Here is a 26,722-nt window from a genome sequence, read left to right on the forward strand (position 1 = left end):
ATTTCCTGAACTATCTGTAACTTAAAAGATAATGAATAGTCTTTTTGGGTACGTTTGACATAACTGTTTTGTCCTTCCATTTTTGATACTTTTTTTGTGTATCGCTATTTCAGGACGGGACAATCCTTTATTCTATTTCACTTCGCAATATCCCTCGCTCGATTTTTAATCGTAGACTGGCCGTCTGCCTCAACAGGAAATGATGTTTTAAGGTTGTTCAATCTTTAGTTGTTGATTTTATTCTTTTGCGTTTTTGAGTTACTTGCTTCTTGCTTCGTGAAACTCTGTGTCTAACTCCGAGCCACTCCTTTGTAAAACAAAAATTACGTACTTAGTGTAACCTTGTGGCATAAAACAAGCCACTATCAGTCACGCCGTTCCTGGCAAAGCTCTATCAACACGCCGTTGCTGCTTTTGGGGTGTAAAAAACACACCAGTTTGTTATCGGCGCCGGGTTTGGGTTCATTGTTCAGCAGCACAAAGCCTTCGCTTTCCAGTCTTTGCATTTCGGCACGTATGTCGTCAACCTCAAAGGCAATGTGGTGTATTCCCTCGCCTTTTTTTTCTATGAATTTTGCAATGGGGCTATCGGGGTTGCTGGCTTCCAGCAGCTCTATTTTGGTTGCATTCACCTTAAAAAAAGAAGTCAGCACGCCTTCGCTTTCCACAGCTTCGGCTTTATAAGGTGCCACGTTGAGCAGTTTGGTAAACAAACTGTTCGACACCGCCATGTTTTTCACGGCGATGCCGATATGTTCTACATTGGTAAGCATAATACAGGTTTTATTTCCGGCAAATTAAGGATTATTTCGGTAAACCGAAACATAGCCGGGGCATTATCCTGTTTGCCGTTAAAACCCGTGGTTGCAGGTTATGGTTAATTGATTGTAAGCATTAGTCTAATATTAATCGTATCACTTCTGCTTTTGCGCCTTTTTTAACTACCCTCATATACCAGATGCCGCGTTCCAGTTTGCTCACGTCAATGGTGTATCTGTTATCCTGTTGTTTATGAATATCCCGCATAATGGCATCTTTGGTAAGCGCCATTTCTTTCTTGCCAGATTTTTCGTTGATTAACTCAATGGCATCGGGCAAAGCCTCATCAACGCCGTTAAACTCTAATGTCAACTGTCCTTTGGCCGGATTCGGATACGCTAGTCTGAAAGAAGGTCTTACATAAAAAACTAAGTCTTCATTATAGCTGCCGCAGGTATTGGTGGCCGTTACCTTTACAAATCGGTTGCCATTGGTAGAGGTAGAAGAAACATACATATTGGTGCTGGCCGAGCTGGGGTTATAAATGGTTAAAGAGATGGTTCCGCTGCCGGTGTAGTCGTTATAATTGAATGATGTGCCGGGGCTGTTAGATGATGCCAGCAGGCTATACGTATTGCCACCGAAAACCTCTACCGTACCTGCAACCACGCCATTCACTTTTTTGGTCAGGTCAGGATTCCCCGCAAAGGTAGTTTTGGTAATTTGCACATTTCCGCAAGACGTGCTAATGGTGGCAGTAATAGTTACGACTCCGTTACCAACCCGGGTAGCATAGCCGGTAGAAGAATTAATGGTAAGGATAGACGTATTGCCAGACGACCACGTAACCGAGCCGGGAGCCGTGCCGGTAAGCGAAAAGCTGCCATTGGTGCAAACCAGATCAGGGCCGGTAATGGGGCCACCAACGGCTGCTATCACTGCCGCCTGCGCATTGAGCCTGCCGTTTCCGAAGGTATTATCAAAACCTGATGAGCCCATGTCGGTAGCGGTTTGCTGAATAATGGTTCGTACCTGGGCTTGTGAAAGGCCCGGATTAACCGAAAGTATCAGCGCTGCTACGCCAGATGCCTGTGGCGCAGCGGCCGACGTACCACCAAAATTATTGGTGTAGTCGCCTGATGAATATCCGGCTGAACCCATGCGGTCGGTAGTTCTTACATCGCCATTTAAATTGACATCGCCCGACGGAGCTACAATGTCCAGTGCGCTGCCACGCTGGCTGTAACCCCAGATGCTGCCGTTTTTATCAACAGCGCCTACGGCCAGTACGTTGCTGAGGCTGGCAGGGTAGGCCACATCAGTATAAGTAGGATAACCGTTACCCGCGGAAAACACCACTACCGCCCCTAAAGACCCTCTGCCCAGGGTAGTGGCATTGTTAATGGCATTGGTAATGTTTGTAGAGGGGCTTCCGCCACCCCATGAATTGCTCAGTATAGCGGCGTTGCCTTCATCCCAGGCCCAGTCAATGGCATCAGCAATATCACCATCACTGTAGGCAGTGTTACCATTAAATATTTTAGCCGGTACAATAATGGCATTGCTGGCAATACCCCTGATACCAATGGTATTGTTTGAGGCCGCAATGATACCCGCACAAGCCACCCCATGATTATCGTCTGCCACCAGTGGGGCACCCGGATTGGTGGTATTGCCGGGGTCAAAACCGGCAGCCACTCTGCCGTCCATGTCATCGTGGTTGTTTACGCCCTGGTCTACCACGGCTACTCTTACGCCACAGCCAGCTGTTAAAGCCCAGGCCTCTGGTGCGTTGATGTCTATGCCTGCCGTGCCGCCAAATTGCCCGGTGTTATGGAGGTAATATTGGTCAGGATACAACGTATTGCCTAACTTACGTTCGGCAATAAAATTCGGCTGGCACCATTCTGTCAGGCCGCTTTCATAGATTTGGTTAGCCACCTCCAGCACATCTTTATCAGCCAGAACCTCCAGCACGGCCGTATTATATTTTTTTACTTTTTTGATGCGGATGTTATTGCTGAATCTCTTTTCAATTTCAGACAATGCCACTTTTGGCTTAATCAGTATTTCATTCAGTGCAAACAGCTCACTTCCTTCGTAGGTGTAGGCGTAGCTGATATAAACTTTCGGGTACTTTTCTTTCAATGCTCTGTTGAAATTGGTTTTGTTTACCGGCAACGACCTGGAAGGTACTTTTACAATATGTTTATAAGGGCTTTGCAGGCTGTAACTGATTTTTGATTCGGCCAGAAACTTACCCACCTGCCCGGCTTCCTCAGCACTGCTGCCAATCAGTAAAACAGCGGAAGAGTCTTTCTGGATAGCGATTTTCTGGTCGAAATAATAATAGAAGGCGCTGTTCTTTTGCCCCATAGAAGCAAATGAAATGAAAAGCAAGGCAAGAAAAAGTGTTTTCATGATTATTGTAGTTTTTTTGGTTGTAAATTCATTGATAAGGATGGTCACAGCGGCCCCGGTATAAATACCCGGGCAACGAAGATTGGCAGAATCTGACAGGTTTTAAAATAGAGATTTGTTCCTGAATGGCTCCATTCTTCCGGCAGATGAATGATGTAAACGCAGTTTTCATGGCCCTCCCATGTGGCCGATTCGTAATTGAGTAATAAGTGCCGGGCTTTGGCCGGCAATAGAAGCTGCATAGCAGCCTTGGGCAGTCTTTGTTAGTTCAGGCAGCATAAAGTGTGTCACAGATTTTTTATAAATTCAATCGAGTTGTTTTTTGGAGCATTTTCAATTCCAATTTCCTTAGAAATAGTAATTGCAATTTCCAATGAATAAATATAACTAAATTGTTTTCAAATGGTTTGAAATGTGGTCCATTAATCAAGAAAAATTTAGTTAACGGTAAACAGGGGGGAACAATGCAAGAGAAATTGCGTTAAACCTGCCTGGCAGGATACCGCATACCGGCAGTGCCTCCGGCACGCAGGGTTGTATGAGTCATTGAGCCTAGGCGGTGGTTATGATGGGCTATAATTTTCTGTATTTTAGAGCTTTATCCCGGCAGAGGCTCGTTAACACGTATATGTCCAGGCAAATGAGAGAAACTCCGCCGGAGGATAACAGAAAAAGACGGCCAACAAATAAGAGTAAACGGGGTAAATGGGTATGTGGAGGTATTGTGAGATGATGACCGTAACCTCAGTTTTTTTTGCGCCCTTACCAGCTATAGGTTTAGTAAATATCCAATCAGAAAATACATCATTTACTTAAAGAAAAGCTGCATTTCAGAAGAAAAGTATTCAGAAAGCCTTGTATTTTTTAGCATTAAAAACTGCCCAACCAAATATAATTTTAGTTAATTATAACTAACGATGGATAGTGTAATTGCTCTGATTTTTAATTTTTTTGAGTATTTATACTCATTTTTTCTTCATTTCAGGAAGTTTGTGTAAATTGCGGCAAATCTGCATCTTTCTTCGCACAACTTCGTTAATATTACCAGGCATGAATTTATTAATGGCAGTATAACCGTGATTTATCCAGGGTACCGCATTATCTGATTACTGCAGAAAAATACGCTTAATGGTAAAAAATACGCCGTATTAATTACCAAATAATTACCATATAAATACTTTGACTTTTACAAAACTACTATTATCAATGAACTCATTTGCAAACGCAATAATCGCCCTATCAAATAGCTAAAAAGCCATTGCTTCTTTCAAAGCAATATCTGTTTACAAGGCTAATGGTTGCCCTCAATTGATTTTTCCGGGTCAGGATACCCCCCATTATATCCGGGCAGGTATTCCCGGTTGAATTTACTGGCAACTTTCATCAGGTATTTAATAAAACCTGTTTCGTAATTCGCTCATCGTCTAATTTACCAGCAGAAAAACCGATTACGTTCTATACATACAATGGTTACAGATTATTTAAGGAAACCATTAACCATTTCTCTAAAAAACCTGTTTTTAGAGAAATATGCACCTATAAATTATTCTCTTAAAAAGAGAAACCTGAAAAACAATTATCACCTGCCTGATTTGAAGCAAGGCTGATAACTTAAACATGCTTCGTTCGCGTATGAAATCGAATCCTAATGAAAATAATTTTTCCTCTTTGTTATCAGAAAAACTTGATTATAAAGACCTGCTGAACAACTACAGCGAAGACAGTTTTTTGATTATTGATACTAACTTAATCATAGTCGATTTTGGTGTTAATTTTAAAGCGCTCTATCAGAGATACTTCGGAAGGTCAGTAAAAAAGGGGAATAATATTCTGGACTATGCGCCAGAAGGCAGAAAAGAAATTGCGCGAAACGCTTATGAGCGGGCACTGAAAGGTGAAACCCTTATAATAGATGTGGATATGCCGATAAATGAGAATACCCGGCTGACCTGCAGAAATAAGTACAAACCTATTTATAACAAGCAAAAGGCAATTGTTGGCGTTTTTGTCTCGGCTGTTGATATGTCTCTTCTAAAAAAGGCCGAGTCAGACATTCAAAGCCATGAGAATAAATGTAAGAAAATTATTGAAAACTCATTGGATGCGTTCTTTTTAGGTAATTTGAACGGCGATATTCTCGACGTCAATGATTCTGCTGTTGAAATGTTTGGATACAGCATAGAAGAGTTTAAGCAATTAAACCGAACCGTATTTATAGACCATTCAGATAAAGAATTTCTGCGTTTTTTAGATGAAAGAAATAGACTAGGCAGGAATTATGGTGAAGCCACCGCTATCAGAAAAAATGGCGAGCGGTTTCCGGTTGAACTTTCGTCAGTTACCTATCAAACAAGCAATGGCGAAATTCAGGTGGGTACTTTTATTAGTGATATTAGTATCAGAAAGAAAGCAGAAAAACTATTGGAGCTAAGCGAAAGGCGTTTCAGGGCTTTGGTAGAAAACTCATCTGATATTGTAATTGTGAATGATAAAAGTGGAAATGTGAGTTATGTAAGCCCTGCATTTGAAAAAGTTACCGGAATCCACTTTTCAGAGCTGCAGAAGAACCCCGGTTTATTTGTTTCAAGGTTGCATCCCTACGATGCTGAAAAAGCAAGAAAGACTTTTCGGGAGTCGTTAGAAAAACCCGGTATCCCTATCTCATGTAGTTTGCATTTTCAGCATAAAGATGGCCACGATGTGTATCTGGAAGGTTTGGTAACCAATATGCTAAACGATGAAAACGTTGGGGCAATTGTTTCCAATTATCAGGATGCCACCGAGCGCATACTGGCCGAAGCAGAGGTGGTGAAAAATGAAAACCGGTTCAGGTCGCTGATTGAAAATGCAAGTGATATAATAATTCTGACCGATGAAAAAGGGATAATAGAGTATGCGAGCCCTTCTTTTGAGAAAATTACAGGATTTACCTTTGAAGACAGCATAAACAACCCCAATTTGTTTTTGGATTGCCTGCATCCTGATTTTTTAGAAACGGCGGTAATGACATGGTCAGAAATTATTCAAAATCCGGGCGTTCCGATTCACCGTTTGCTGCCGTTAAAAAATAAGGAAGGGCATTATCTATGGTTTGAAGGCCTCATTACCAACCTGTTGCATGATGCAAACGTGGGGGCCATTGTTTGTAATTACAGAGACATTACGGCTAGTAAAACAGCGGAAGAGCAGAAAATAAAAAGTGAGAATCGTTTCAGGGCGCTGATTGAAAAAGGGGAGGATATTATTATACTGACCAACGCAGAGGGGATTATCTCTTATGTAAGCCCGGCATTTGAAAAACTGACTGGCTATATTAACACGGAAGTAATTGGTAAACGGAATCTGCTATTTATGCATGAGGAACAGGCCATTGAAACAGAATCCATTTTTGACCAATTGTTGAAACACCCAGAACTTTCGGTACCAAGGCTGAACCGGCTTAAATGCAAAAACGGTACGTATAAATGGGTGGAAGGCTACATCACCAACCTTTTGAATGATGAAAGCGTAGAGGCAATTGTTTCAAACTATACTGATGTCACCGAGCGTAAAGAGGCTTTAGAGATTATTAAAATTTCAGAATCTAACCTGAAAGCGATTTTTGATAATACCTCTGAGGCATTTGTATTGCTAGACACCCATGGAAAAATAAAGACCTTCAATACGAAAGCTTACTCGTATGGACTTTTTAATACCAATACTGAAATGATGGAAGGAAGGCATCTTTTAGAAATTATTGCCGATGATAGAAAAGCCATTGTTCAATCTTTCCTCGACAGAGCATTGCAAAGCGAAACCATTCGGTATGACCGCCCCTATTCAACACACAACCGGCTTTTATGGATTAATTATACTATCAGCCCGGTAATTGAAAACGGGCAGATAACCGGTATATGCGTTACCGGCAGAGATATTACAGAAAGAAAAGAAGCCGAGGAAGAGTTAGCAAAAAGAGAGTTGAAGTTCAGGTCTATTATTGCCAACAGCCATGACCTCCTGGTTCTCATTGATGCAAACCGAAGTATAGAGTTTCTTAGCCCTGCTATACAAAAGGTGTTTGGTTACATGAACGATGAAACTAAAATACCTGCTATTCTTGATCGGATACACCCGGAGGATCTGGATAATGTAATGACATGCTTTAAAAGGTCTTTCCATAATCCGGAAGTTCCTTTTTTATGTACCTTAAGATTGCTCAACAAAGAGGATAATTTTCTTTGGCTGGAGGGAACCCTGACCAATATGTTACACAGACCTGAAATTAATGCGATTGTGGGCAGTTTCAGAGATATAACAGAGCGTAAATTGTTTGAAGAGCAGCAAGACCTCCTGGTATCAATAATCAATAGTTCAGAAGATGCCATTTTAAGCCTTGATACAAAGAAAAATATCATAAGCTGGAATAAAGGAGCCGCCAGAATGTTTGGTTATGAAGATAAAGAAATAATCGGTAACAGCATTTACCTGATTGTGCCGCCTGAACGTTTAGCCGAAGAAGAAGAAATTTTCAACAAAATATACAAAGGCGAGCCTGTTAATTATTACGAGACTCAAAGGATTAACAAATCAGGCCAATTGCTGGATATTTCTATAACGGCGTCGCCCATAAAAGATAATAACGGCAATATTGTGGGCATATCAAGAATTGCCCGCGATGTTTCTGAAAAAATGAAGGCCCAGGCGAAAATCAGAGATAATGAGAGACGTTTCAGAAGCCTTTTACAAAACAGCAACGATGGGTTATGCCTGCTGGACCCGGACGGAATAATGCAAGAGATTAGCCAGACCGGTATTAAGATTCTTGGATATGAGGAAAGCGATTTGATTGGCCAACTAAGATTTGACCTGGTTCACCCCGATGACGTAGAAACTGTTTCAAAGGCATTTTTTGATGTGGCTAAGAATCCGAAAATAACCCGGTATTTTGAGTATCGGAGTCTTTGCAAAGACGGAAGCTATATATGGCTGGAAGCCAGTTGCCAGAATTTGCTGAACGATGCCGCCGTAAATGCCGTAGTGGTTAATTTCAGAGATATAACCGAGCGTAAAAATCTGGATATTGAACGTGAAAATCTGATATACACGCTGAACAAGAGAAACAATGACCTGAGAAACTTCTCTTTCATTACCTCTCATAACCTGAGAGCGCCCTTATCAAATCTGTTAGGGTTTATTCAGCTGCTTGAAGAAATACAGATTGAAGACCAGGTGCTGAAAGTTATTATTGATGGTTTCAGGGCATCCACCCTTCAACTCAGCAACACACTTGATGACCTGATAAAGATTCTGATAATTAAGGAAAACAACACCATAGAATATAAAGAGGTATATTTTGAGCAAATACTGCTGCAAATAAAAAACCAACTGAATTTTCTGATTCAGGAAGCTGAAGCCGACATTGAAACCCATTTTGAACTTGCACCAAGCGTAGTTTTTACAGAAACTTACATGGAGAGTATTCTCATGAATCTCATGACCAATGCCCTCAAGTACAGAGCGACCGACCGCAGCCTGAAAATCAAAATTGAAACCCAAAAGACAGATAAAGAGATTGTTCTTGTTTTTTCCGACAATGGTATCGGATTTGATGTAGAACTTCATAAAGAAAAGCTTTTTGGCTTATATCAGCGTTTTCACGACCGCCCGAACAGCATAGGCTTGGGTTTGTTTTTGGTTAAATCACAAATGGAAAGCCTTGGCGGCACCATTGAAGTAGAAAGTGCTGTAAATGTAGGCACCACATTTAAACTCAGGTTTAATCGCTCAGCAACTTAAAGCGCAACAATCCTTTTGGTTACCTCCCCGCCCGGCTGATTATGCAATCAGCCGGAGCGGTTGTTCTCTGAAAATACTTAACTTTGGTGCGATGCCAGAAACACACCGGCAATGCTGAATAGCTGTCGCCGAAACGGGTTGAGACATTCCCCTTTCCGCCTGATTATTCAATCAATCAATGTGTATTATAATAGTTGATTTTAAGCGTTCTAATAACGCAGTACACATCAACTAAATGTTGTATATTTAGCCGAACAAGGGTGTGTGATTCATTAAAATTGAAAGATTGTAAATGAGATATTCTGTGCTTGACTGATTATACAATCAGTCGGTGTAATGATTATCCTTTAAACATTACTATATTGCTGTTAAAGACTAAAAATTTATTATTATGAGAGCAAAACTTACTCTTATTGGCCTCATTTCAATAGCACTCATCTTGTTTTATTTTACTTTTTTTGTTGAAGAAGAAGTAGTTAAAACCAGTCCATACGGGCATTTAAAGATTATACCTGTAAAAGTTAAAAATGACTTAATCTTTATAAAATATGCTTATGGAGGCATCACTGATGATAAAGAAATAGTAGTTGTTTCGAAAGACAGCTCACAGGATGTAGATGATAACAAGGACTTTGTTTATAGAGGGGGTAGAAATAATTATCTTTACTTTATAAAAAATGATACATTACATATAAATGTTCGCTTAGTGAGCAAAAAGGCTAATATGCCTGTTAAAATTGATACCGCAGAAAGTGCAGGATTTTATTATAATTTATATTTTAAAAGAAAACTGGTAAATGATTCAATTAGGGTTGTGGAGTTTTAGAATGAAAAAATTGGTTTTGATTAATTAACATTTACGAACAAATCTTTAAAAATTAGAACAATAATCAGTGACTTACTCTTTTTGCTTTTTTTGTTATTTACGATATGCGCCATTGATTCTTTTTTTATCGGAGGCAAATATCCTATAAGTAATGTGCGTGTTTTTGCAATTATGGCCGCAATTGCATTGATTCTGTTTTTTATAGTTAAGAAAAGGAAGGTTTAGTGCAAAACTTAATGGAAGATTTAATGCTAAAGGTTTAAAACATAAGAAGCGCACAATAGCCTATATTTAAATTAATTGCTAATTCATATCTCAAATACCAATGAAAACAATTTTTGCAATACTAGCTTCGTGCCTTGTACTCTCTTGTAACCAAAGTGAGAAAACAAATAAGGATTCGCTAAAAATTGAGAAGGCAGATAGCAGCTCAAATAAAATTCAAAAAATCGCAGTTACACAAGCAGATAAATTGAAACTGGCTTTTGAACAAAAGGATTATCCTGCATTTTTTAAGGAGTTTCCGGATAATTTCAAGGATTTTGTTGATTTGTATGGATATGATGATAGTACTGGAGCAAAGCTTTTATACAATGAAGATGAGCATATTTATTTTTTGTTTAATGCCCCTAAAGAATATTTTAATGCCCTTAATAAAAAGGCTGTTAATGTGGCTATTGGCGGGAAATGGGATGCTGATGCAATAGGTTTTTTCCACGAGGGGGTTAATAATTTAATAATTAAACACCCAAAAGAAATTCTGGCTATACTAGAAAAAAAATCAGATAAAGATGCTGCAGGTTTCTGGCGCTTTGCTGCTGATAGTGCATTTGAAAGATATAATGATAACATGAATTATCTTTATACTATGTATGAGATAATTAAACCGCTAAATTCTAAACAGGCTGAAATATTAAAAAAGGAGTATGATAAATTGTATATATAACAGTATTACAGCTTAAAGATACGAAGTTGTTTCTTTATAAACTTTGCGAAAAACGCATACAAAATAAACCATGAAAATTGCCTTATTGGTAATAAAAGCCATCCTTATTCTTTTGTTGATATTCAACTTGTTTTTTTGGGCAACTTTATATGGGTCTGGCCATAAAATACCAAGAGAAACAGAGGCAACTTTGGGCCTATGGTGTGGAACGCTAATTGTTAGTTTAATTATATTAGCCATTATAAAGCAAAGGTTTGTTAAATAGTTATCCTATGCTCTATGTTTGGCTGGTTATCCAATCAGTTGGTACGCAAGATGTTTTTTAAATATCGTTTTTCCCCAAGGCAGAGTCCCCTTGCCATGCTTTGGGCTATCGCACACGGGAGACTCTGCCTTGACAAGCCAACCTGGTCTCTAATGCACCACAAGAATAAGCATCCTGAGTATCCAATCATCCGTTACGAATGAGGTTCTTGAAACATTATCAATAAAAGGTCAATAATCTGCATTAATTCTCTCTGCAATATCGAAGGGTAATGGATAAATGGTTTCAACCGGCAGTAAATCTTTTGCCTCTTTTATTTTGTTGGCCTTCACTAACTCATAGGTTTCGTGGCAAAACTCTGTAATGTCTTCAATACCAATAATCCATTCATCAACGTATTTATCAACAGCAATGCCGGTCAGTCCAATTTGTATAGACCGGTAGTCGAGTGGTTTCAGAAGAATATCTTTTTCAGGATCCCACTGAATACGTACGGAGGTTTTTTCAAGACCCTCTTTCCAATTCTTTTCTGAGGCGTGGAATGGAGGTTGAAAATGTGATAAACAGGAATGCGCCAGTGCCCATTCAAAGCCTGAACGTGTTATTTTAATGGCCAGTATGTGTTCTTGTTTTTCCTTTGTAGCCCAGCCGGACCGATACATCATCCACAAGAATGAAGGTTTTATCCAGGTCATTCTTCTTCTTTTAAAAGGCGGCGTTAAAAAGGTTTGATTGGCTACTGCGCTTAGCGCAATTTCAGGACTAAAGGCCTGATAAACAGTTATAGTGTGGGTATCATACACAGCTCTTATTACTCTTTCTTTCACTACAATTCAGCAAATTTTCAGGTTTATATTCATTAATTTTTTTGGCCATACGGCTTTGTTTAGTTACTGAATATACAAATTTAAATCCTGTTTTCCAACCGTTTTTTTAAAAAATTTAAAGTGTCAAAATCATCAATACTCCTATCGTTCGTTTGATTAACCTATCAACCAACGTGAATGATGTCCTTAGAATAATTAAATTTTTAGCAAAAAAAGACCGGCACACCATCAATGCTGAATAGCAGTTGCCTAAACGGGTAGAGACAGGGCAATGCCCTGTCTCTACTGCTATACCTGAACACTCCCACTCCGTTTACTTCATTAACCTTCTCCGTGAAGCGCTCCAGAAACCCCTGCCGCACTAACAAAATCTGAATCTTTCAGCCATCGTCCGTTTCTGCCGGTAGGGTAAAGTCTCAAATAGAATTACCTGCTCAGTTCTGCTTTCAGCAAATAACTGATTTCCGTCGACGATGGCCTTGGGGCATCAGCATTGACTATCTCTCCTTTTTTGTTGATAATCATGTAGCGCGGTATGGTGTTTATCTGGTGGTCGGTTATAAAGGCCGATGTTTTAGAGTTGGTTATCAGGTAGCTTTTGTCGGTAATCTCGTATTTTTCAAGGGCTTTTTCCCAGGGTTCTGTTTCGTCGTTCAGTGCCAGATACACAAATTCTACGTCTTTCAGCTCACTTTTCAATTTTTTAGAATACTGCATTTCGCCAATGCAGGGGCCGCACCAGCTGGCCCAGAAGTCAACATACACTACCTTCCCTCTCCATTGTTTCAGCAGGTCTTTCCAGGTTGTCCGGTTGTTTTGGGTATTTGTCAGGTAAAGGTCGTTACTTACAGGGGTGCCGTAGTCAATCTCTTTCATCCAGTATTCCAGCGTCTTGTTCGAGCCAAAAACGTGCTTATAATCATCAATGTAGGCTATCAGCGTTTTGCGGTCATACTTATTCAGAATCATCTGTATAATGGTGTTCAGCTTAAATGTTGCCTCCATTTCTTCCGGAAAACCCGTAAATGCGCTCTTATATCGCTCGGCCAACGGTTTATCCATCGCGTTTCTGATTATATAATGGTATTGGTAAGCATTAAAGATGGGTGTCAGGTGGCGGTTATTAAAGTTTTGCCGGTTAAGGTACTTGTCAGACACCAAAGTCCGCTCCAGTCCGGCATCTTTAAATTCAGCATTAAAATCCATTAAATGGCCATATTGGTCGGCCAGTACCACATCAGCCAGCAGCCTGGCTCTTGGGCTGGCTATGCTTAGCAGCGAGTCGCGTTTTCGTCCAAAATAAGCCTCATTGGCACTAATATACGCCCTCAAAGCTGCGGCAGGTTGGGTGGCTTTCAGATCCAGGCTTTTTTTCATTTGCAGTTTCAGTGCATGTAAGGCGCTGGTATCGCAGTAGGTTTCTTCCTCAACGCTTTTTATGGCCTGTCTTTTCCCATTTACCAACCTGTACACGTTTTTCTGTTGTGTTTCAACCTCTGCTACAATGGTATCTCCGGGCGAAACGATAAATTCCATGCCCCAAACAAACTGATAGTCAAGACTAAGCGTTTGCAGGGCAGCATTGAGCTGTAAGGTCAGGGTATCACCGGGATTCATCTGATAAGAAGGCTCCAATGTTTCCGTTTCTTTCAGTGTCATGGCAGGGTGCACCCAAAGCTGGTCAGTTTCAGCCGACCTGAAAACAATAGTAACAGTGTCTGCAGATTTACCTGCCTGCTTGTCTTGCTTTTTTTTATCGGGCGAGCAGGCAAGAAATACAATTAAAGGCAGAAAACAGAGTTTTTTCATGAGGCAATCATTTGCAGGCAAGGCACAGCCCAGCAGTAAGGTCTGCAACTTGCATTGGTGGAAAAAAGTATTCCGGCAGGGCTTTCACAGCTATAATAGCCACATACCAATTACCTGCAATAGTAGGCAATAAAACGTGCTGGCGCAAGGTATTGTTATTTAGCGGTATGAATCAGGCAGATTCTTAAACCATTAACCCACCCCAATAGCACCAAAAAAGAAGTGCCTCTTGTGTTGTGCAAAAGAGCAAACGCAAGAGACACTTCAGACAATGAGCAGGCCATATAGTTAAAAAATGGCTATGGCAGGTACTAAGCCCTGGCGTTTTGCCCGATTACCCCCAGATGCGTATTTTTAAAGCTGTCGTTATATTTCAGGCCATAGCCAAAAATTCTGTCCATTGCCGAATGGCCGAACAATATCACACCCGCCAGCCCCAGAAGCGGAATGTTAAAGCCAAAACCTGCACCTATAACCAGCACGGCCAGCAATTTATGATGGAAAAAATTATATAAAAACGCCCCTGTCCTGGTGTTATGCAGGTAGCCAACCATAGATAAATCAGGCAGCAATATACAGGCAGGAAAAACCCACCAGGCATAAGGAAGCTGATTAAAAAGGAATACAGATAGGAGTAATTGGCCTAATTCTTCGAGTGTCAGTAAATTTTTCATTGCTTTATTTATTTAATGTTTAATGTCTGCTGCAAAGGTCTGAATAAAAACCCCGGTTGGTCTTGATAAAAATCAAGATTTTGCAATGCCTTGTGGCGCGAACATCTTGTTCGCGGTGGGCGATGTATTTACAGAAGGCATAAGAAAATGGATAACCAAAGGTAGGGTTCAAGATTTTGTGGCTTGAGTTGAATTTTCATCTTTTTGAACGGAACGGTGCAAGACCGGGGTATTTTGTGTATATTCAATCATCATAAATTTTATTAGAGCATATTTTTACGCCAATCTTTGCTTTTTGCCAAATGGCAAAACAAATCAGTTGTGAACTATTCACCTTTGCCTCATTATTCATACAAATACTCAAAAAGATGGCAAACACAGTTTTAGTTACAGGAGCCTCATCAGGAATCGGGAGAGCAACCGCAATTTATCTGGCTCAAAATGGTTATAAGGTTTATGGTGGCGCACGAAGAATTGAAAAAATGCAGGATCTTATGGCATTCAGCATTGTACCTGTTGCATTAGACGTTACCCGCGAAGATAGTATGGTGGCGTGTATTGAGCATATCGTAAAAGAAACTGGCAGTATAGATATTTTAATCAACAATGCGGGTTCAGGTTATTATGGCGCTTTGGAAGATATGCCAATGGCCGATGCCAGATATCAGATGGAAGTCAACGTTTTTGCCGTGGCTCGACTGATACAATTAGTATTGCCGGCTATGCGGAAAAATAACTATGGCAAAATAGTGAATATATCATCGGTAGGGGGCAAGGTAACGTTACCTATGGGAAGCTGGTATCATGCCAGTAAATTTGCCATTGAGGGTTTGAGTGATGCCCTAAGAAAAGAGGTGAAAGGCTTTGGAATTGATGTAATTGTGATTGAACCCGGCGGCACGAAATCAGAAATGACAGGGCTGGGCGCCGGATATATGATGGGTGTTTCAGGTAGTACAGCATACAGCACACTGGCAAAAGGTGTAAACAATATGTATGCTACTATTCAAAAAGACGCCGCCGACCCTATTGTGATTGCAAAACTCATTAAAAAAGGAATTGAAGCGGCTAATCCAAAGACCAGATATGTTGGCGCTTCAGGAGCAAAGCTGATGTTGTTTTTCAGAAGCATTCTGTCAGATAAATTCTTCGACCGATTGATTATGAGTCAGATGAAATAAATGTTTTATGGAAGCACTTATTAACTATATATTACAGTTCGGCAATCTGAACAGCCAGCAGATTGATTTAATCAAAAGCAAGGTTGTTGCACGGGAAATTAAAAAGGATGAGTATTATCATGAAGCCGGAAAGATACCCCGCGAGGTTATTTTTCTGACAGAGGGGATTATGCGTGTTTGTTATTACAACAATAAAGGCGATGAGATTACGAAGTATTTCATTGAAGAAAATAACTTTCTGGCCGATATAAACAGCTTCAATCAGGAAATTCCATCGACAGAATATATACAGGCTATCACACCTTGCACGTATCTGGTCTTATCTAAAAGTGCCATGAAAGATTTATCCATGACCATTATAGAGTGGGATATCATAGTTTCCAAAATCACTGCCAAAGGGTTGGCCGAAAAGGTAAATAAAATCAGTATGATGATGGCAGAAGATGCCACAGAACGTTATCTTTCGTTTCTTGAAAAATTCCCTAATGTGGCAAACCGGATCCCACTGTCTTATTTAGCGTCTTATATGGGCATTACGCAATCTTCATTAAGCAGAATAAGAAAAAATATAAGGTGAAAACTGGTAAATGGCTTTGGTTTGGTTCAAAATTTTGAATCTGTCTGGTCCTAAAAAAGATTTGCTTAAACCTGTTTCAGGACCAGACAGCCTGTCATTAAAAGGACTGCCCTGCCACTACTGTAAAGCCCTGATTGCTTTATCGAACAGGCAAATAACCCAGGCATTCTTCTATTTTCTGAAAGTGAAGCTGTGCCACTTTAATGGCATCTGCCTGGCGGTTTTTGTATTTATCCTTAAATTCACTTGTTAGCTTCTGATACTCCTCCCGAATTTTTTTCTTCTTTTCAGGGTCAGATGTTCGTTCGCCTTCACAAACCAGCTTGGATAGTCTGTTCGCATCATTTTCTACCGAATCAAAACTGCAGGATGAAAATGAAATAGATAAAATGATTAAAAGCAGGAAAGCAGAATTTTTCATAAGATGCTTTTTTATGTTAGTAAATTGATAATTCTTCGTAAAGATTGCCATTCAGAACCAGGTTGAATTAAGGTGGCAAGGGCCATTTTGATATGGATTTTACATATTTACGGCCTTTATTATTTATGAATTGAAGAAAAAAAACAATATGATTTTTAACAAGTGATATTTATTTATTGGCCTGTTTCAGGTAGTTTTTTTGCAGTTTCGTATGTTTTGACAAAAATCAAGGAATTTTTTGGCAGAGTCCCCTTGCCTCGTTTCAGGCACGCACACGCGGGAGACTCCGCCTGGAAATGAATTCCCCATACCCCTGTGTCAGAGTCCCCTTGCCTCGCCTTAGGCACGCACACGCGGGAGACTCCGCCGCGGCATAAATGGATACCAAACGGCAGGGGTTCATAATTTTGGCAGGGTATCAGCAGCATCTCCCGTGTGCATTGGCATTGTGAAAAGCAAGGGGACTCTGCGTTGGTTTCACCTAATAAAACAACCTAACCTCAGTACCCCTGCGACAGAGTCCCCTTGCCTGGCTATTGGCACTCACACTCGGGAGACTCTGTCGGGACATGAAGAGTCCCCGTGCCTGGCTATTGGCACTCACACTCGGGAGACTCCGCCGCAACATAAATGGATACCAAACGGCAGGGGTTCATAATTTTGGCAGGGTATAAGCAGGGTCTCCCGTGTGCATAGGCATTGCGACAAGCAAGGGGACTCTGCGTTGGTTCCATTCTAGTAAAACCACCAAACCTCAATACCCCAGCGACAGAGTCCCCTTGCCTGGCTATTGGCACGCACACGCGGGAGACTCTGTCGGGACATGAGGTCCCTTTCATTCTGCCCTGTGGGGGTTCAAAATTTTGAATCTACTTAGCGAAACGTGGATGGTTGAGTTCTTAGCAGCGTCTCCCGTGTGCATAGGCATTGCGACAAGCAAGGGGACTCTGCGTTGGTTCCATCCTAATAAAACCACTAAACCTCAATACCCCTGCGACAGAGTCCCCTTGCCTGGCTAATGGCACTCACACTCGGGAGACTCTGTCGGGACATGAAAATGGAGTTTTGAAGCGTGTGTAGGTAAATAGGCAAAGAGTGAAAAGAAAATCAAGCGTATCAGCAGAGTCTCCCGTGTGCATAGGCATTGGGACAAGCAAGGGGACTCTGCGTTGGTTCCATCCTAATAAAACCACTAAACCTCAATACCCCTGCGGCAGAGTCCCCTTGCCTCGCTATTTGCACTTACACGCGGGAGACTCCGCCGCGACATAAATGGATACCAAACGGTAAGGGTTCAAAATTTTGGCAGGGTATAAGCAGGGTCTCCCGTGTGCATAGGCATTGCGACAAGCAAGGGGACTCTGCGTTGGTTCCATTCTAATAAAACCACCAAACCTCAATACCCCTGCGGCAGAGTCCCCTTGCCTCGCTTCAGGCACGCACAATCAGGAGACTCCGCCGCAACATATATGGATACCAAACGGTAAGGGTTCAAAATTTTGAACCCCTAAAGAGCAATAACAATCATGAATCTCCAGTGAAATACCATAATCTCTTTTGTTTTTAACTCTCTGCCCAACGCCCTATACTTCTTACCCCGTACCCTCTTCAAATATTTCCTTTTCCTTGCACCTCATTCATTTCTTTTCTTATATTTGCGGCTTATTTATAATTAGTCTAAATACAATTACAACAAACTTATAATGTCTACACCTTTTTTTAACCATTACAGACGCCACATTTTTTTGTTTTCGGGCGCATTATTTCTGTTATTGATCGCCATTGGCGCATCAGCACAACAAATCCGCATTCAGGTAAAAGATACCCGAAAGGAGGCCGTACCCGGCGCCACCGTGATTCTGAATCAAAAAGCAATTGGCCTTACCGACGCTACAGGGTTTTATCAGTCGAACACAACACTTAGTCCCAACAACGTGCTCGAGATTAGAGCCATCGGCTATGAAACCTACAAAACATCCTTCAGTGCCGATACCCCCGGCAGTATTTTTCAAATTGTTTTGCAATACAGCCAGAAGAGCCTGTCTGAAGTGGTAGTAACTGCTGGCCGTAAGCCTGAGCATATTTCAACCATTCCGTCGTCTATTACTATTCTTTCCCGCCGTGATATAGAAGCCCAGAGCAATATCACAACCGACATTTCAAGCGTGTTGGGCTTTACGGTACCGGGCCTGGGGGTGTCTACCAATAAGGCGGTTAACTCAGGCCAGACACTCCGCGGCCGTGCGGTATTGGTGCTGATAGACGGTATTCCGCAATCTACGCCGTTAATGAACGGCTCGCGCGACATCCGCACCATCAATCCGGCCGTTATTGAGCGTGTAGAGGTTATCAAAGGCGCTACGTCTATCTACGGAAATGGCTCTGGCGGAGGTATTATCAACTACATAACCAGGAAAAGCGAAGGCGATACCCCACTAACGGGCGAAAGCAGCGTGGGGGTTTCATTGAATCCGTTCAGCTCCAATGGTACGTTGGGCTACCGGGCCTCGCAATATCTGGGCGGTAAAAAGGGCAAATGGGGCTATAGTGTGGCCGGCTCGGCCGAATACATAGGCCTGCAAAGAGATGGCGAGGGGATTCCTTTAGGACAAACCGACGGCCTTTCTAACTCTTACCAGTACAATGCTTTTGCCAAAGTAAGTTACGACATCAACGCGCTTTCGTCTGTCAGCGCTTTTTACAATTATTTCAATAGCACGCAGCACACCAAATACATCAGCAAAGACGGGGTGTACGGCCAGACACCCACTATTGGTGTGGAGGGAACCGACCCCGGCAAACCCGCAGGGACACCCTTCAACCATAACGCACTGGTAACCTACACCCGCAGAAACCTGTTTGGCAAAACCCAGATGGATGCCTCCGTATATATCAACTCGTTCAGCTCCATGAATCGCTACGTTAGCACCGGAACCGCCTGGTATGGCCCGGGGCAAACCATGATCAATTCTAAGAAGAAAGGCTTGCGCATTAATCTTAACACCCCATTTGTAATTGGTAAAATGCCTGCTGAAATTACTTACGGACTAGACCTGCTGAACGACATCACCAATCAGGATCTGGTAGATGGCCGGGTGTATATTCCGAATATGGACATGGTGAATCTGGCGCCTTATGCCCAGTTGAAAGTAGATATTGTTAATAACCTGATTCTGAAAGGAGGGGTGCGCTACGAAAACGCCACCGTAACCATCAACGATTTCAACACCATTGCCACCGGCCCCAACAATGCCGGAAGCGTAGCCGTTAAAGGGGGAAAGATACCCTATAACGCCACCATGTTTAATGCTGGTTTGCGCTATGCCCGTTCAGACTTCTTCAATCCGTTTGTGAGTTTCTCGCAGGGCTTTGCCATTAATGAGCTGGGGCGCATTATCCGCCGGGCAACCGCCAACACCATTGAAAGCATGGAAACAGACCCCATCATCACCAATAACTATGAGGTGGGTTTTTCGAGCCGCATCAAAGGCTTCAACTTTTCGGCGGCGTATTACATTAGTACATCTGACCTCGGCGCTAATCTGGTAGATGTAGGCGGGTATCTGCTTCCGCAGCGCGAGCCTGAAAGGGTATATGGTTATGAAGTAGCCGCCGACCTGCGCCTGACCAACCAACTGAAACTAGGAGGTACCTACGCCTTTGTAGAGGGCAAGGCTATTTTTGAAGACGGCAGCAAAAAATACCTGAGCAGTGCCAGAATTGCCCCGCCTAAGGCAACAGGCTTTTTGTATTACACACCTGTCAGCAAACTCAACCTGCAGTTTTACTGGGTATATGTAGGCGACCGCGACCGCTTCCAGAAGCAGGCTAACGGTAAGTACCTGAATGGCGAAGGCCCTATTATCGGGTATCATTTGTTTAACCTGGCGGGTACTTATAATCTCAACCAAAAACTCAGCTTTAGCCTGGGGGTAGAAAACCTGTTTAACAATGTGTATTTTAACCCTGCCAGCCTTTATCCGGGCTTAAACGCCAATTATGTAAGGGGTAACGGCACACAGCTGAACATCAACACCCGCTTCAGATTCTGATAACAGTTTTTTATATCGGGTCAATCTCAATTAAGCATCATCTTGCTCCGGCGGCAGCCGCTACCGGAGCGGGTATGCACCCTTTGCAGTTATTTATAATTACCTTTTTATGAAAGCATTTTTTCTCTGGTTGCACAAATGGCTTGGCCTTATAACCGGTATGGTAGTTTTTATTGTCAGCATTACCGGCTGTATTTACGTATTTCACGACGACCTGAAGCTATGGGTATACCCCCAAAAGTATTACCTGCACCAAACCGCGCCCAACCCCAAGCCTTTGCCTTTAACCACCCTGCTGCAAAAGGCACAGGCAGGCCTGCAAGCCGGAGAGAAAATATCAAGGGTAGACCTATACCCCGATGCCGGAAGAACCTGGGTGTTCAGAGTAAACAAAACCAATGACAAAGCCTTTGGCTATTATAACTACCAGCAATATTATAAAAGGGTGTTTATGAACCCGTATACAGGGGCCATACAGGCCGTTGAAGATACCAGAAAAGAGTTTTTTCAGGTTGTGTTGCAATTGCACCTCAATTTGCTGCTGGGTAAGAAAATCGGGCATCCGGTGGTGGGTTATTCTACGGCCGTTTTTGTGGTGCTGCTGCTGACGGGTCTGGTGTTGTGGTGGCCTAAAAAATGGAACCGCGCTACCGTGAAACAAGGTTTATGGCTTAATTTCAGCTACCGCTGGAAACGCCTCAACCACGACCTCCACAATGTGCTGGGCTTTTACAGCCTTGTTTTTGCTTTTATCATAAGTGTAACGGGGCTGGTGTTTGCTTTCCCCGGCTTTAAAACGTTTTATACCGATACGCTGAACAAACTCGGAAGCGTGGCAAAAGCTAAAAAAGACTTTGTGCCTGTGCCACAACCCTTGAACAAAACGCTAGACAACGCCTTGATTTATGCCTTGCAGACCTACCCCAAGGCCGACATGATGTCAATCAGGCTGCGCGACTCTACCGAAAAAACACATGATATACAGATAAGGCTGAACAAAGACCGCAGCGGGGTTTTCAGATGGCTGTACTTTAACCAGTCGGACGGGCAAATCAAGCAGCTGAAATCAAATGAAAACCAGGCACCCGGCGATAAAATGGCCTCGCTCAACTTTGATTTACACATAGGCGCCATAGGCGGGCTGCCCACCAAAATTCTGGCATTTGTAGTCTCTCTCATTTGCGCCTCCCTGCCCGTTACCGGTTTCATAATCTGGCTGAATAAAGAGAAAAGCAGTGCAAAGAAAGGTAAAAAAAAGAGCAAAAAGATGGCGGTTAGTTAAGGTTGGTGTGTTGTTATAGACAGGGCATTGCCGTGTGTATTCGATTTATTAATAATAAAACCTTGCAAAAATCTCCTGTGTGCGGAGGTTTTTGATATAAAAGGGGTTTAACATCAGTTAAAGGCTTTAAATAGATTTGTGTAGACCTATAACATGGCTGGGCGGCTCTAAAAGTACCCCAAAATAGCAACCCCCTTATAAAAGCAGGGTTTGAAAGCATATTTTTTAATCTTTTAGCTGTATATTTGGGCGGTAAATAAAGTAATTTGGTTCGCCGTATAATCCATATCAAGCAACTTTCTGCCGGGCAGGTTTCTCAGGCCCGCAGGTGGGTTATATTCTCTATATTTATCGTTTTCTTTGCCCAAAGCACGCTTACTTTTCTTTTCTGTTTTTCTGTAAAAAACCCAGACGAGTTCAGCAGGCAAAATGCCAGTATTGAAAAAAAAGTAGCACTGTTTGAAAAAGAACTCCAAAAAAAACTACTTGACCTGCTCGATTTCGGGCAGAAACCCACCCAAAAGAAACAAGCCTCGGTAAATCTGGCTTTTTCGTTCAATCTTTTTGTAGAAGACATAGATCTGGCTGTTAACCCGGCTCAGGGTGTCAATGACTGGCCTCAACGCAACTATGCCTACAAAAACGGTTATTTTCAGGATTTCTACGCCAAAATTATCCATCCTCCACAGGTATCGGTATAAACAATAATGAAGCACGTATGCTTCACCTGGTCGTCCTGTTTGGCACGGCCTGCATTTTTATTGTCTAATTAAACCGAATCATCATGGATTTTCCAATATTTCATCTCGATTTCCTCGGAAACCGGGCCTTAATCGCTATTATAGCGGTGCTTCATGCAGTTATTAATCACGCACTGGCAGTTGGGTTGATGCCCGTTGTGGCCATGCTGGAGTTTAAAGGTTTCAGCCTTTTAAAGACTGACCCGGCTCAGGCCGAAAAGTGGGACAAAACCGCCTACCGGATACTTTTCTTTGCATTTCTTATTACTACCACTATTGGCGCCATGACAGGTGTTGGTATCTGGTTTTCGGCTTCGCTGGTAAACCCAGCCTCCATTGGCAGTCTCATTCGTGTTTTCTTTGGCGCATGGTTTGTTGAATGGATTGTCTTTGTAACTGAAGTAGTGTTGATATTGCTTTATTTTCTTACCTGGAAAAAGCTGCGGTCAACCATAACCGATAGAGCCAAACACTTGCGCTATGGTATTTTTCTGTCGTTTTTTTCGTGGATAACCATGTCTATCATCGTATCTATTCTTTCTTTTATGATGGACACCGGCAACTGGAACGCCAATCGTAGTTTCATTTATGGGTTCCTGAATCCGATATACGTACCGCAGCTGTTATTCCGCACTACGCTGGCCATGACAATGGGCGGAATGATAGCCCTGTTTCTGGCTATCATTTTTACCCGTAAAGACCCGGCTTTCCGGGCTGTCATTGTCAGGTTCATTAGTCGCTGGGTGCTGGTTTGGGCCCCTTTGGCAGCGTTGGGCGCGGCTTTGTATTACTATGTGATTCCTGATAACCTGATTGGAAATTTGCCTGTGGCTATGGGTACTATGGAGTTTCAGAACTGGTACTCGCAGATAATTAGTATAGTGGGCATAGCTATTGGGCTGGTTATGATAACAGCCAACTGGTCGTTTTTTAAGCCAGCCACGGTGCCATCGTGGCTGGCGGGGCTTTCAATACTGCTGGTAGTAGTGCTGATGGGCCACTTTGAACGCCTGCGCGAGTTTATCCGCAAACCTTATGTAATTGGCGAGTATATGTACTCTAATGGTATAAGGGTTGAAGATTACCCCCTTTTGCAGCGAGACGGCGTTCTGAAGCACGCAAACTTTGTGCCTACCAAACAGATAACAGCTGGCAACATAACCGAAGCAGGAAGAGACGTATTTATTATTACCTGTAGCCGCTGCCATACAACCAATGGCATGGTAAACCCAATAAAAGGCAAGTTTACGGCTATGTTTGGCAATAAACCCTGGGATACCGCGCAAATGAAAGCCTACATAAAAAATATGCATCGGGCACGCTATTTTATGCCGCCGTTTCCCGGCAATAATCAGGAGCTTGAGGCGCTTTGTGTGTTTATTAAAACCCTTCAGCAAGACTACACCCTGCCGGTTGAAGGTTCGCAGAACGGGTTGGGACTCTTAAAGCCTTCTGAGGTTTCAGCCGGGCAGTAACTTAAATTTTTATGCGCCTTTAATGGCGCTCATTAAATCAGCAATTCATTATGTTTTATTATATATTATTGCAGGCAGCACCGCAAATAGTGCAGAAAGACCTGCCTCTACCATTGCCGCTACCAGAGTGGCTACTGGTTTTGTTACTGGTTGTATCGTTTCTGGTACACATTCTTTTTATAAATCTAATGGTTGGAGGCTCTGTTCTTGCTCTTTTTTATCAGATACTCGGGCTTCGTAAACCCGACTACGACAAACTGGCCTACTCAGTTGCCGAAACCATTACAGTCAATAAGTCGCTGGCCATTGTTATGGGCATTGCTCCGCTATTGGTCATTAATACGCTTTATACCACTTATTTTTATACGGCCAATGCCCTCACCGGCCTGATGTGGATTATGGTTATACCCTTGGTAACTATTGCGTTACTGCTGCTTTATGCGCATAAGTTTTTATGGCAACGGTTACAACATAACAAGCTGCTTCATATCAGTTTTCTGGCTACGGCTGTGCTACTTTTTCTTTTTATACCGCTCATTTTTCTTACCAATGTCAATCTCATGATGTTCCCTGATAAATGGTCGGTTGTTGAGGGGTTCTTTTCAGCATTACTGCTTCCCAATGTTTTTCCACGATACCTGCATTTCCTGAATGCCTGTATGGCAGCTTCGGGCTTGTTTCTGGTGTGGTACTGGGGGCGGAAAACCTACGATTTCGAGTCCCGCTATCCAACGCTTTCCCGTTTCAGAGTCCGTAAAAATCTGTACACCATTACATTTTATGGTTCGCTGATACAGTTTATTATAGGACCCATTATACTTATCACCCTGCCTTCGCAAGGGCTGGCTTCTAATGTGCTGCTGGTGATTCTGAGTGGTGCGGCGGTAGCCATAGTAGCAATGGTGTGGCTCTGGAAAGAAATTAATGCCGACGAAACCCAATTTGGCAGATATTTTGGCAGGATAGCCATTGCCATGAGTATTGTAGTTATATTTATGGGGTCTGGCAGGCAGCTTTACCGTTCTAACGCCCTTAACCCGCACCGCAAGCTGGTAGCTGCCAAAACTGCAGCTTACGAGAAACTGGTAAAAGAAGCCACTGCCGAAGCCGGTAAAGCTAAGGTGGTTTCAGCAGATGCGCCCAAGCTACCCGGCCAGGATATTTTCAATAATAACTGCATAGCCTGCCACCAGGTAGATGAAAAACTGGTAGGCCCCGCCATGAAAGAAGCCGCCGGTATTTATAAGGGAAACAAGGCTGGTTTGGTAAGCTGGATTAAAAAGCCCGGTAAAAAGCGCGAAGGCCCACCTATGCCACCACAAACCCACCTAACCGACCAACAGGTACAGCAGGTGGCCGAATGGATTCTTTCTCTTCATTAGTATAGAAAAAAGGTTTTTTGCACTTTTTAAACTATGATAGCCTTATGAAGAAATCTAAACGACAAGCAACTAGTGGTTTTTCATCCGGAAAGCAGGTAGGCATACTTATACTGTTGCTTTTGCTTATACTTTCTATGATACTGGTATTTATATCGGTGTAAAAAGATTGGAGGCAAAACAGGTTTAATAGACCGGATTTATAAAATGATAATTGCCTTATGATAGCCGGGGCGTTTGCAGAGCGGGACGCTTCGGCTATTCAATAAAATTTATTGTTCAATGCCCGCTTAACAATAATCCCAAACTTATGACAGTTGGTATAACCAAGGATTAGTACTGCGTAGTTTTATGCACAAAATTACATTCGGGTAGGGGTAGATCCGGTTGTCTTAAACCTTTAACTGCCACTGTTTGTCACTTGGAAATGCCTTTTTAATGATTTTTTTGGCCTTACGATGCAGGTGCTTGAGCTGCATGGGCTGTTTTAAGAAAGCGGTATTGTCTGGCTTAGAGGGGTCTAGCATCAAGACAGTGTTAAAATCCTGGGCTGCGTCGTCATTTTTACCGATGGCCTCATAGCAAATCCCTCTGTTGAAATATGCCATAAGTTTATCAGGGGCATCTTTGCTAATAGCTTTGGTGTAATCTAAAATAGCAGCAGTAAATTGTTTGTCTTTTTTAAAACTGTTACCCCGGTTAATCCAAATATTTGAATTGGTAGAATCAATCATTAATATCGCAGTGAAATCACCGATAGCGCAGGCAGAGGCTCCTAACCAGTTTCTCAAAAAACCAAGATTATAATAAGGCTTAATATTATCAGGGTTAAGATTGATTGCTTTCATGAAATCCAGAATCGCAGCTCTCAGTCGAATCGTTCCTATTATATAACAAACCCCTCGTTTATTATAAGCCTCGGCGTTGGTGGAGTCAAACTTTATCACATATCCATAAGCCTCAGCAGCTTTTTTGAATTGTTTCAGTTCATACAAGCACGAACCTTTGGCATTGTAAGCTTCAATGCTTTTCGGATTCAGCAAAATGGCTTTGTCGAAGTCAAGCAGGGCTTCCTTATAAGCCTTGTTGGCAAACTTCTTTTCTCCGGCTTTCAGATACTCCTCGGACGTCTGCGCCGAGGCATGAAAGACAGTACCTAACAACACAATAAGGGTAATTATACAGCGGTTCAAAAAGTAGCGGGTCATCAGCATGAAATATCTAAAATTGTTAATTATTATTGCGGAACTGATTGTGTATGACAATGATAGTAAAAATAAGAAACGTAATTGTGAATAAAAAGAGAGTATGTG

The 26,722-nt window shown here is 42.2% G+C and carries 18 protein-coding genes; 10 read left to right on the plus strand and 8 right to left on the minus strand.

The window, feature by feature from the left end; translation table 11 throughout:
* Positions 1-365: 365 nt before the first annotated feature.
* The 3 genes from mce to NZ848_RS20950 form a co-directional block, all read right to left on the minus strand.
* Complete coding sequence (mce, locus tag NZ848_RS20940; protein ID WP_259017135.1) at positions 366-773, minus strand: methylmalonyl-CoA epimerase; 408 nt, start codon at positions 771-773, stop codon at positions 366-368.
* A 121-nt stretch (positions 774-894) separates the two neighbouring features.
* On the minus strand, positions 895-3,180 hold the full coding sequence (locus NZ848_RS20945) for a S8 family peptidase (RefSeq protein ID WP_259017136.1): 2,286 nt from the start codon (positions 3,178-3,180) through the stop codon (positions 895-897).
* A 44-nt stretch (positions 3,181-3,224) separates the two neighbouring features.
* Entirely contained in the window at positions 3,225-3,422 is a 198-nt protein-coding gene (locus NZ848_RS20950; RefSeq protein ID WP_253523180.1) for a hypothetical protein, read from the minus strand.
* A gap of 1,375 nt (positions 3,423-4,797) precedes the next feature.
* On the opposite strand from NZ848_RS20950, the gene NZ848_RS20955 reads away from it, so the two are divergent.
* The 3 genes from NZ848_RS20955 (at position 4,798) to NZ848_RS20965 (ending at position 10,727) form a co-directional block, all read left to right on the plus strand.
* Positions 4,798-8,955, plus strand: a complete 4,158-nt coding sequence (locus tag NZ848_RS20955) for a PAS domain-containing sensor histidine kinase (protein ID WP_259017137.1) — start codon at positions 4,798-4,800, stop codon at positions 8,953-8,955.
* Positions 8,956-9,346: 391 nt separating this feature from the next.
* Entirely contained in the window at positions 9,347-9,781 is a 435-nt protein-coding gene (locus NZ848_RS20960) for a hypothetical protein (protein ID WP_259017138.1), read from the plus strand.
* A gap of 325 nt (positions 9,782-10,106) precedes the next feature.
* Positions 10,107-10,727 carry a hypothetical protein gene (locus NZ848_RS20965; protein ID WP_259017139.1) on the plus strand — a complete coding sequence of 207 codons (621 nt, stop codon included), beginning with the start codon at positions 10,107-10,109 and terminating at the stop codon, positions 10,725-10,727.
* 495 nt (positions 10,728-11,222) lie between these two features.
* Here NZ848_RS20965 and NZ848_RS20970 read toward each other — a convergent pair whose 3' ends face one another.
* The 3 genes from NZ848_RS20970 to NZ848_RS20980 all read right to left on the minus strand — a co-directional run bounded on the left by NZ848_RS20970 (position 11,223) and on the right by NZ848_RS20980 (position 14,302).
* Positions 11,223-11,819 carry a DUF4291 domain-containing protein gene (locus NZ848_RS20970; RefSeq protein ID WP_259017140.1) on the minus strand — a complete coding sequence of 199 codons (597 nt, stop codon included), beginning with the start codon at positions 11,817-11,819 and terminating at the stop codon, positions 11,223-11,225.
* A gap of 426 nt (positions 11,820-12,245) precedes the next feature.
* Positions 12,246-13,628 carry a TlpA family protein disulfide reductase gene (locus NZ848_RS20975; protein WP_259017141.1) on the minus strand — a complete coding sequence of 461 codons (1,383 nt, stop codon included), beginning with the start codon at positions 13,626-13,628 and terminating at the stop codon, positions 12,246-12,248.
* A 311-nt stretch (positions 13,629-13,939) separates the two neighbouring features.
* The gene (locus NZ848_RS20980) at positions 13,940-14,302 is read right to left on the minus strand and encodes a DUF4260 domain-containing protein (protein ID WP_259017142.1); all 363 of its coding nucleotides are present in this window, start codon (positions 14,300-14,302) and stop codon (positions 13,940-13,942) included.
* Positions 14,303-14,670: 368 nt separating this feature from the next.
* Between NZ848_RS20980 and NZ848_RS20985 the strand changes: the two genes are divergently transcribed.
* Both NZ848_RS20985 and NZ848_RS20990 read left to right on the plus strand, forming a co-directional pair.
* The gene (locus NZ848_RS20985) at positions 14,671-15,483 is read left to right on the plus strand and encodes an oxidoreductase (RefSeq protein WP_259017143.1); all 813 of its coding nucleotides are present in this window, start codon (positions 14,671-14,673) and stop codon (positions 15,481-15,483) included.
* A gap of 7 nt (positions 15,484-15,490) precedes the next feature.
* Positions 15,491-16,060, plus strand: a complete 570-nt coding sequence (locus tag NZ848_RS20990) for a Crp/Fnr family transcriptional regulator (RefSeq protein WP_259017144.1) — start codon at positions 15,491-15,493, stop codon at positions 16,058-16,060.
* A 139-nt stretch (positions 16,061-16,199) separates the two neighbouring features.
* Here the strand turns inward: NZ848_RS20990 and NZ848_RS20995 are convergent, their stop codons facing one another.
* Positions 16,200-16,481: a hypothetical protein gene (locus NZ848_RS20995; protein WP_259017145.1), complete on the minus strand. Its 282-nt coding sequence runs from the start codon at positions 16,479-16,481 to the stop codon at positions 16,200-16,202.
* 1,703 nt (positions 16,482-18,184) lie between these two features.
* Here NZ848_RS20995 and NZ848_RS21000 point away from each other — a divergent pair.
* The 5 genes from NZ848_RS21000 (at position 18,185) to NZ848_RS21020 (ending at position 25,412) form a co-directional block, all read left to right on the plus strand.
* Entirely contained in the window at positions 18,185-20,533 is a 2,349-nt protein-coding gene (locus NZ848_RS21000) for a TonB-dependent receptor (RefSeq protein ID WP_259017146.1), read from the plus strand.
* 109 nt (positions 20,534-20,642) lie between these two features.
* Positions 20,643-21,815, plus strand: coding sequence for a PepSY-associated TM helix domain-containing protein (locus tag NZ848_RS21005; protein WP_259017147.1), 1,173 nt, complete (start codon positions 20,643-20,645; stop codon positions 21,813-21,815).
* A 266-nt stretch (positions 21,816-22,081) separates the two neighbouring features.
* Positions 22,082-22,516 (plus strand): hypothetical protein, encoded by a 435-nt coding sequence (locus tag NZ848_RS21010; protein WP_259017148.1) that lies wholly within the window; start codon positions 22,082-22,084, stop codon positions 22,514-22,516.
* A gap of 83 nt (positions 22,517-22,599) precedes the next feature.
* Positions 22,600-24,030 (plus strand): c-type cytochrome, encoded by a 1,431-nt coding sequence (locus NZ848_RS21015; protein ID WP_253523115.1) that lies wholly within the window; start codon positions 22,600-22,602, stop codon positions 24,028-24,030.
* A 50-nt stretch (positions 24,031-24,080) separates the two neighbouring features.
* Positions 24,081-25,412: a c-type cytochrome gene (locus NZ848_RS21020; RefSeq protein WP_259017149.1), complete on the plus strand. Its 1,332-nt coding sequence runs from the start codon at positions 24,081-24,083 to the stop codon at positions 25,410-25,412.
* 389 nt (positions 25,413-25,801) lie between these two features.
* Here NZ848_RS21020 and NZ848_RS21025 read toward each other — a convergent pair whose 3' ends face one another.
* Entirely contained in the window at positions 25,802-26,617 is an 816-nt protein-coding gene (locus NZ848_RS21025) for a tetratricopeptide repeat protein (RefSeq protein ID WP_259017150.1), read from the minus strand.
* Positions 26,618-26,722: the final 105 nt, after the last annotated feature.

Origin of the sequence: Emticicia fluvialis (assembly GCF_024793945.1) — a bacterium.
In the GTDB taxonomy this organism is placed as follows: Bacteria; Bacteroidota; Bacteroidia; order Cytophagales; family Spirosomataceae; genus Emticicia; species Emticicia fluvialis.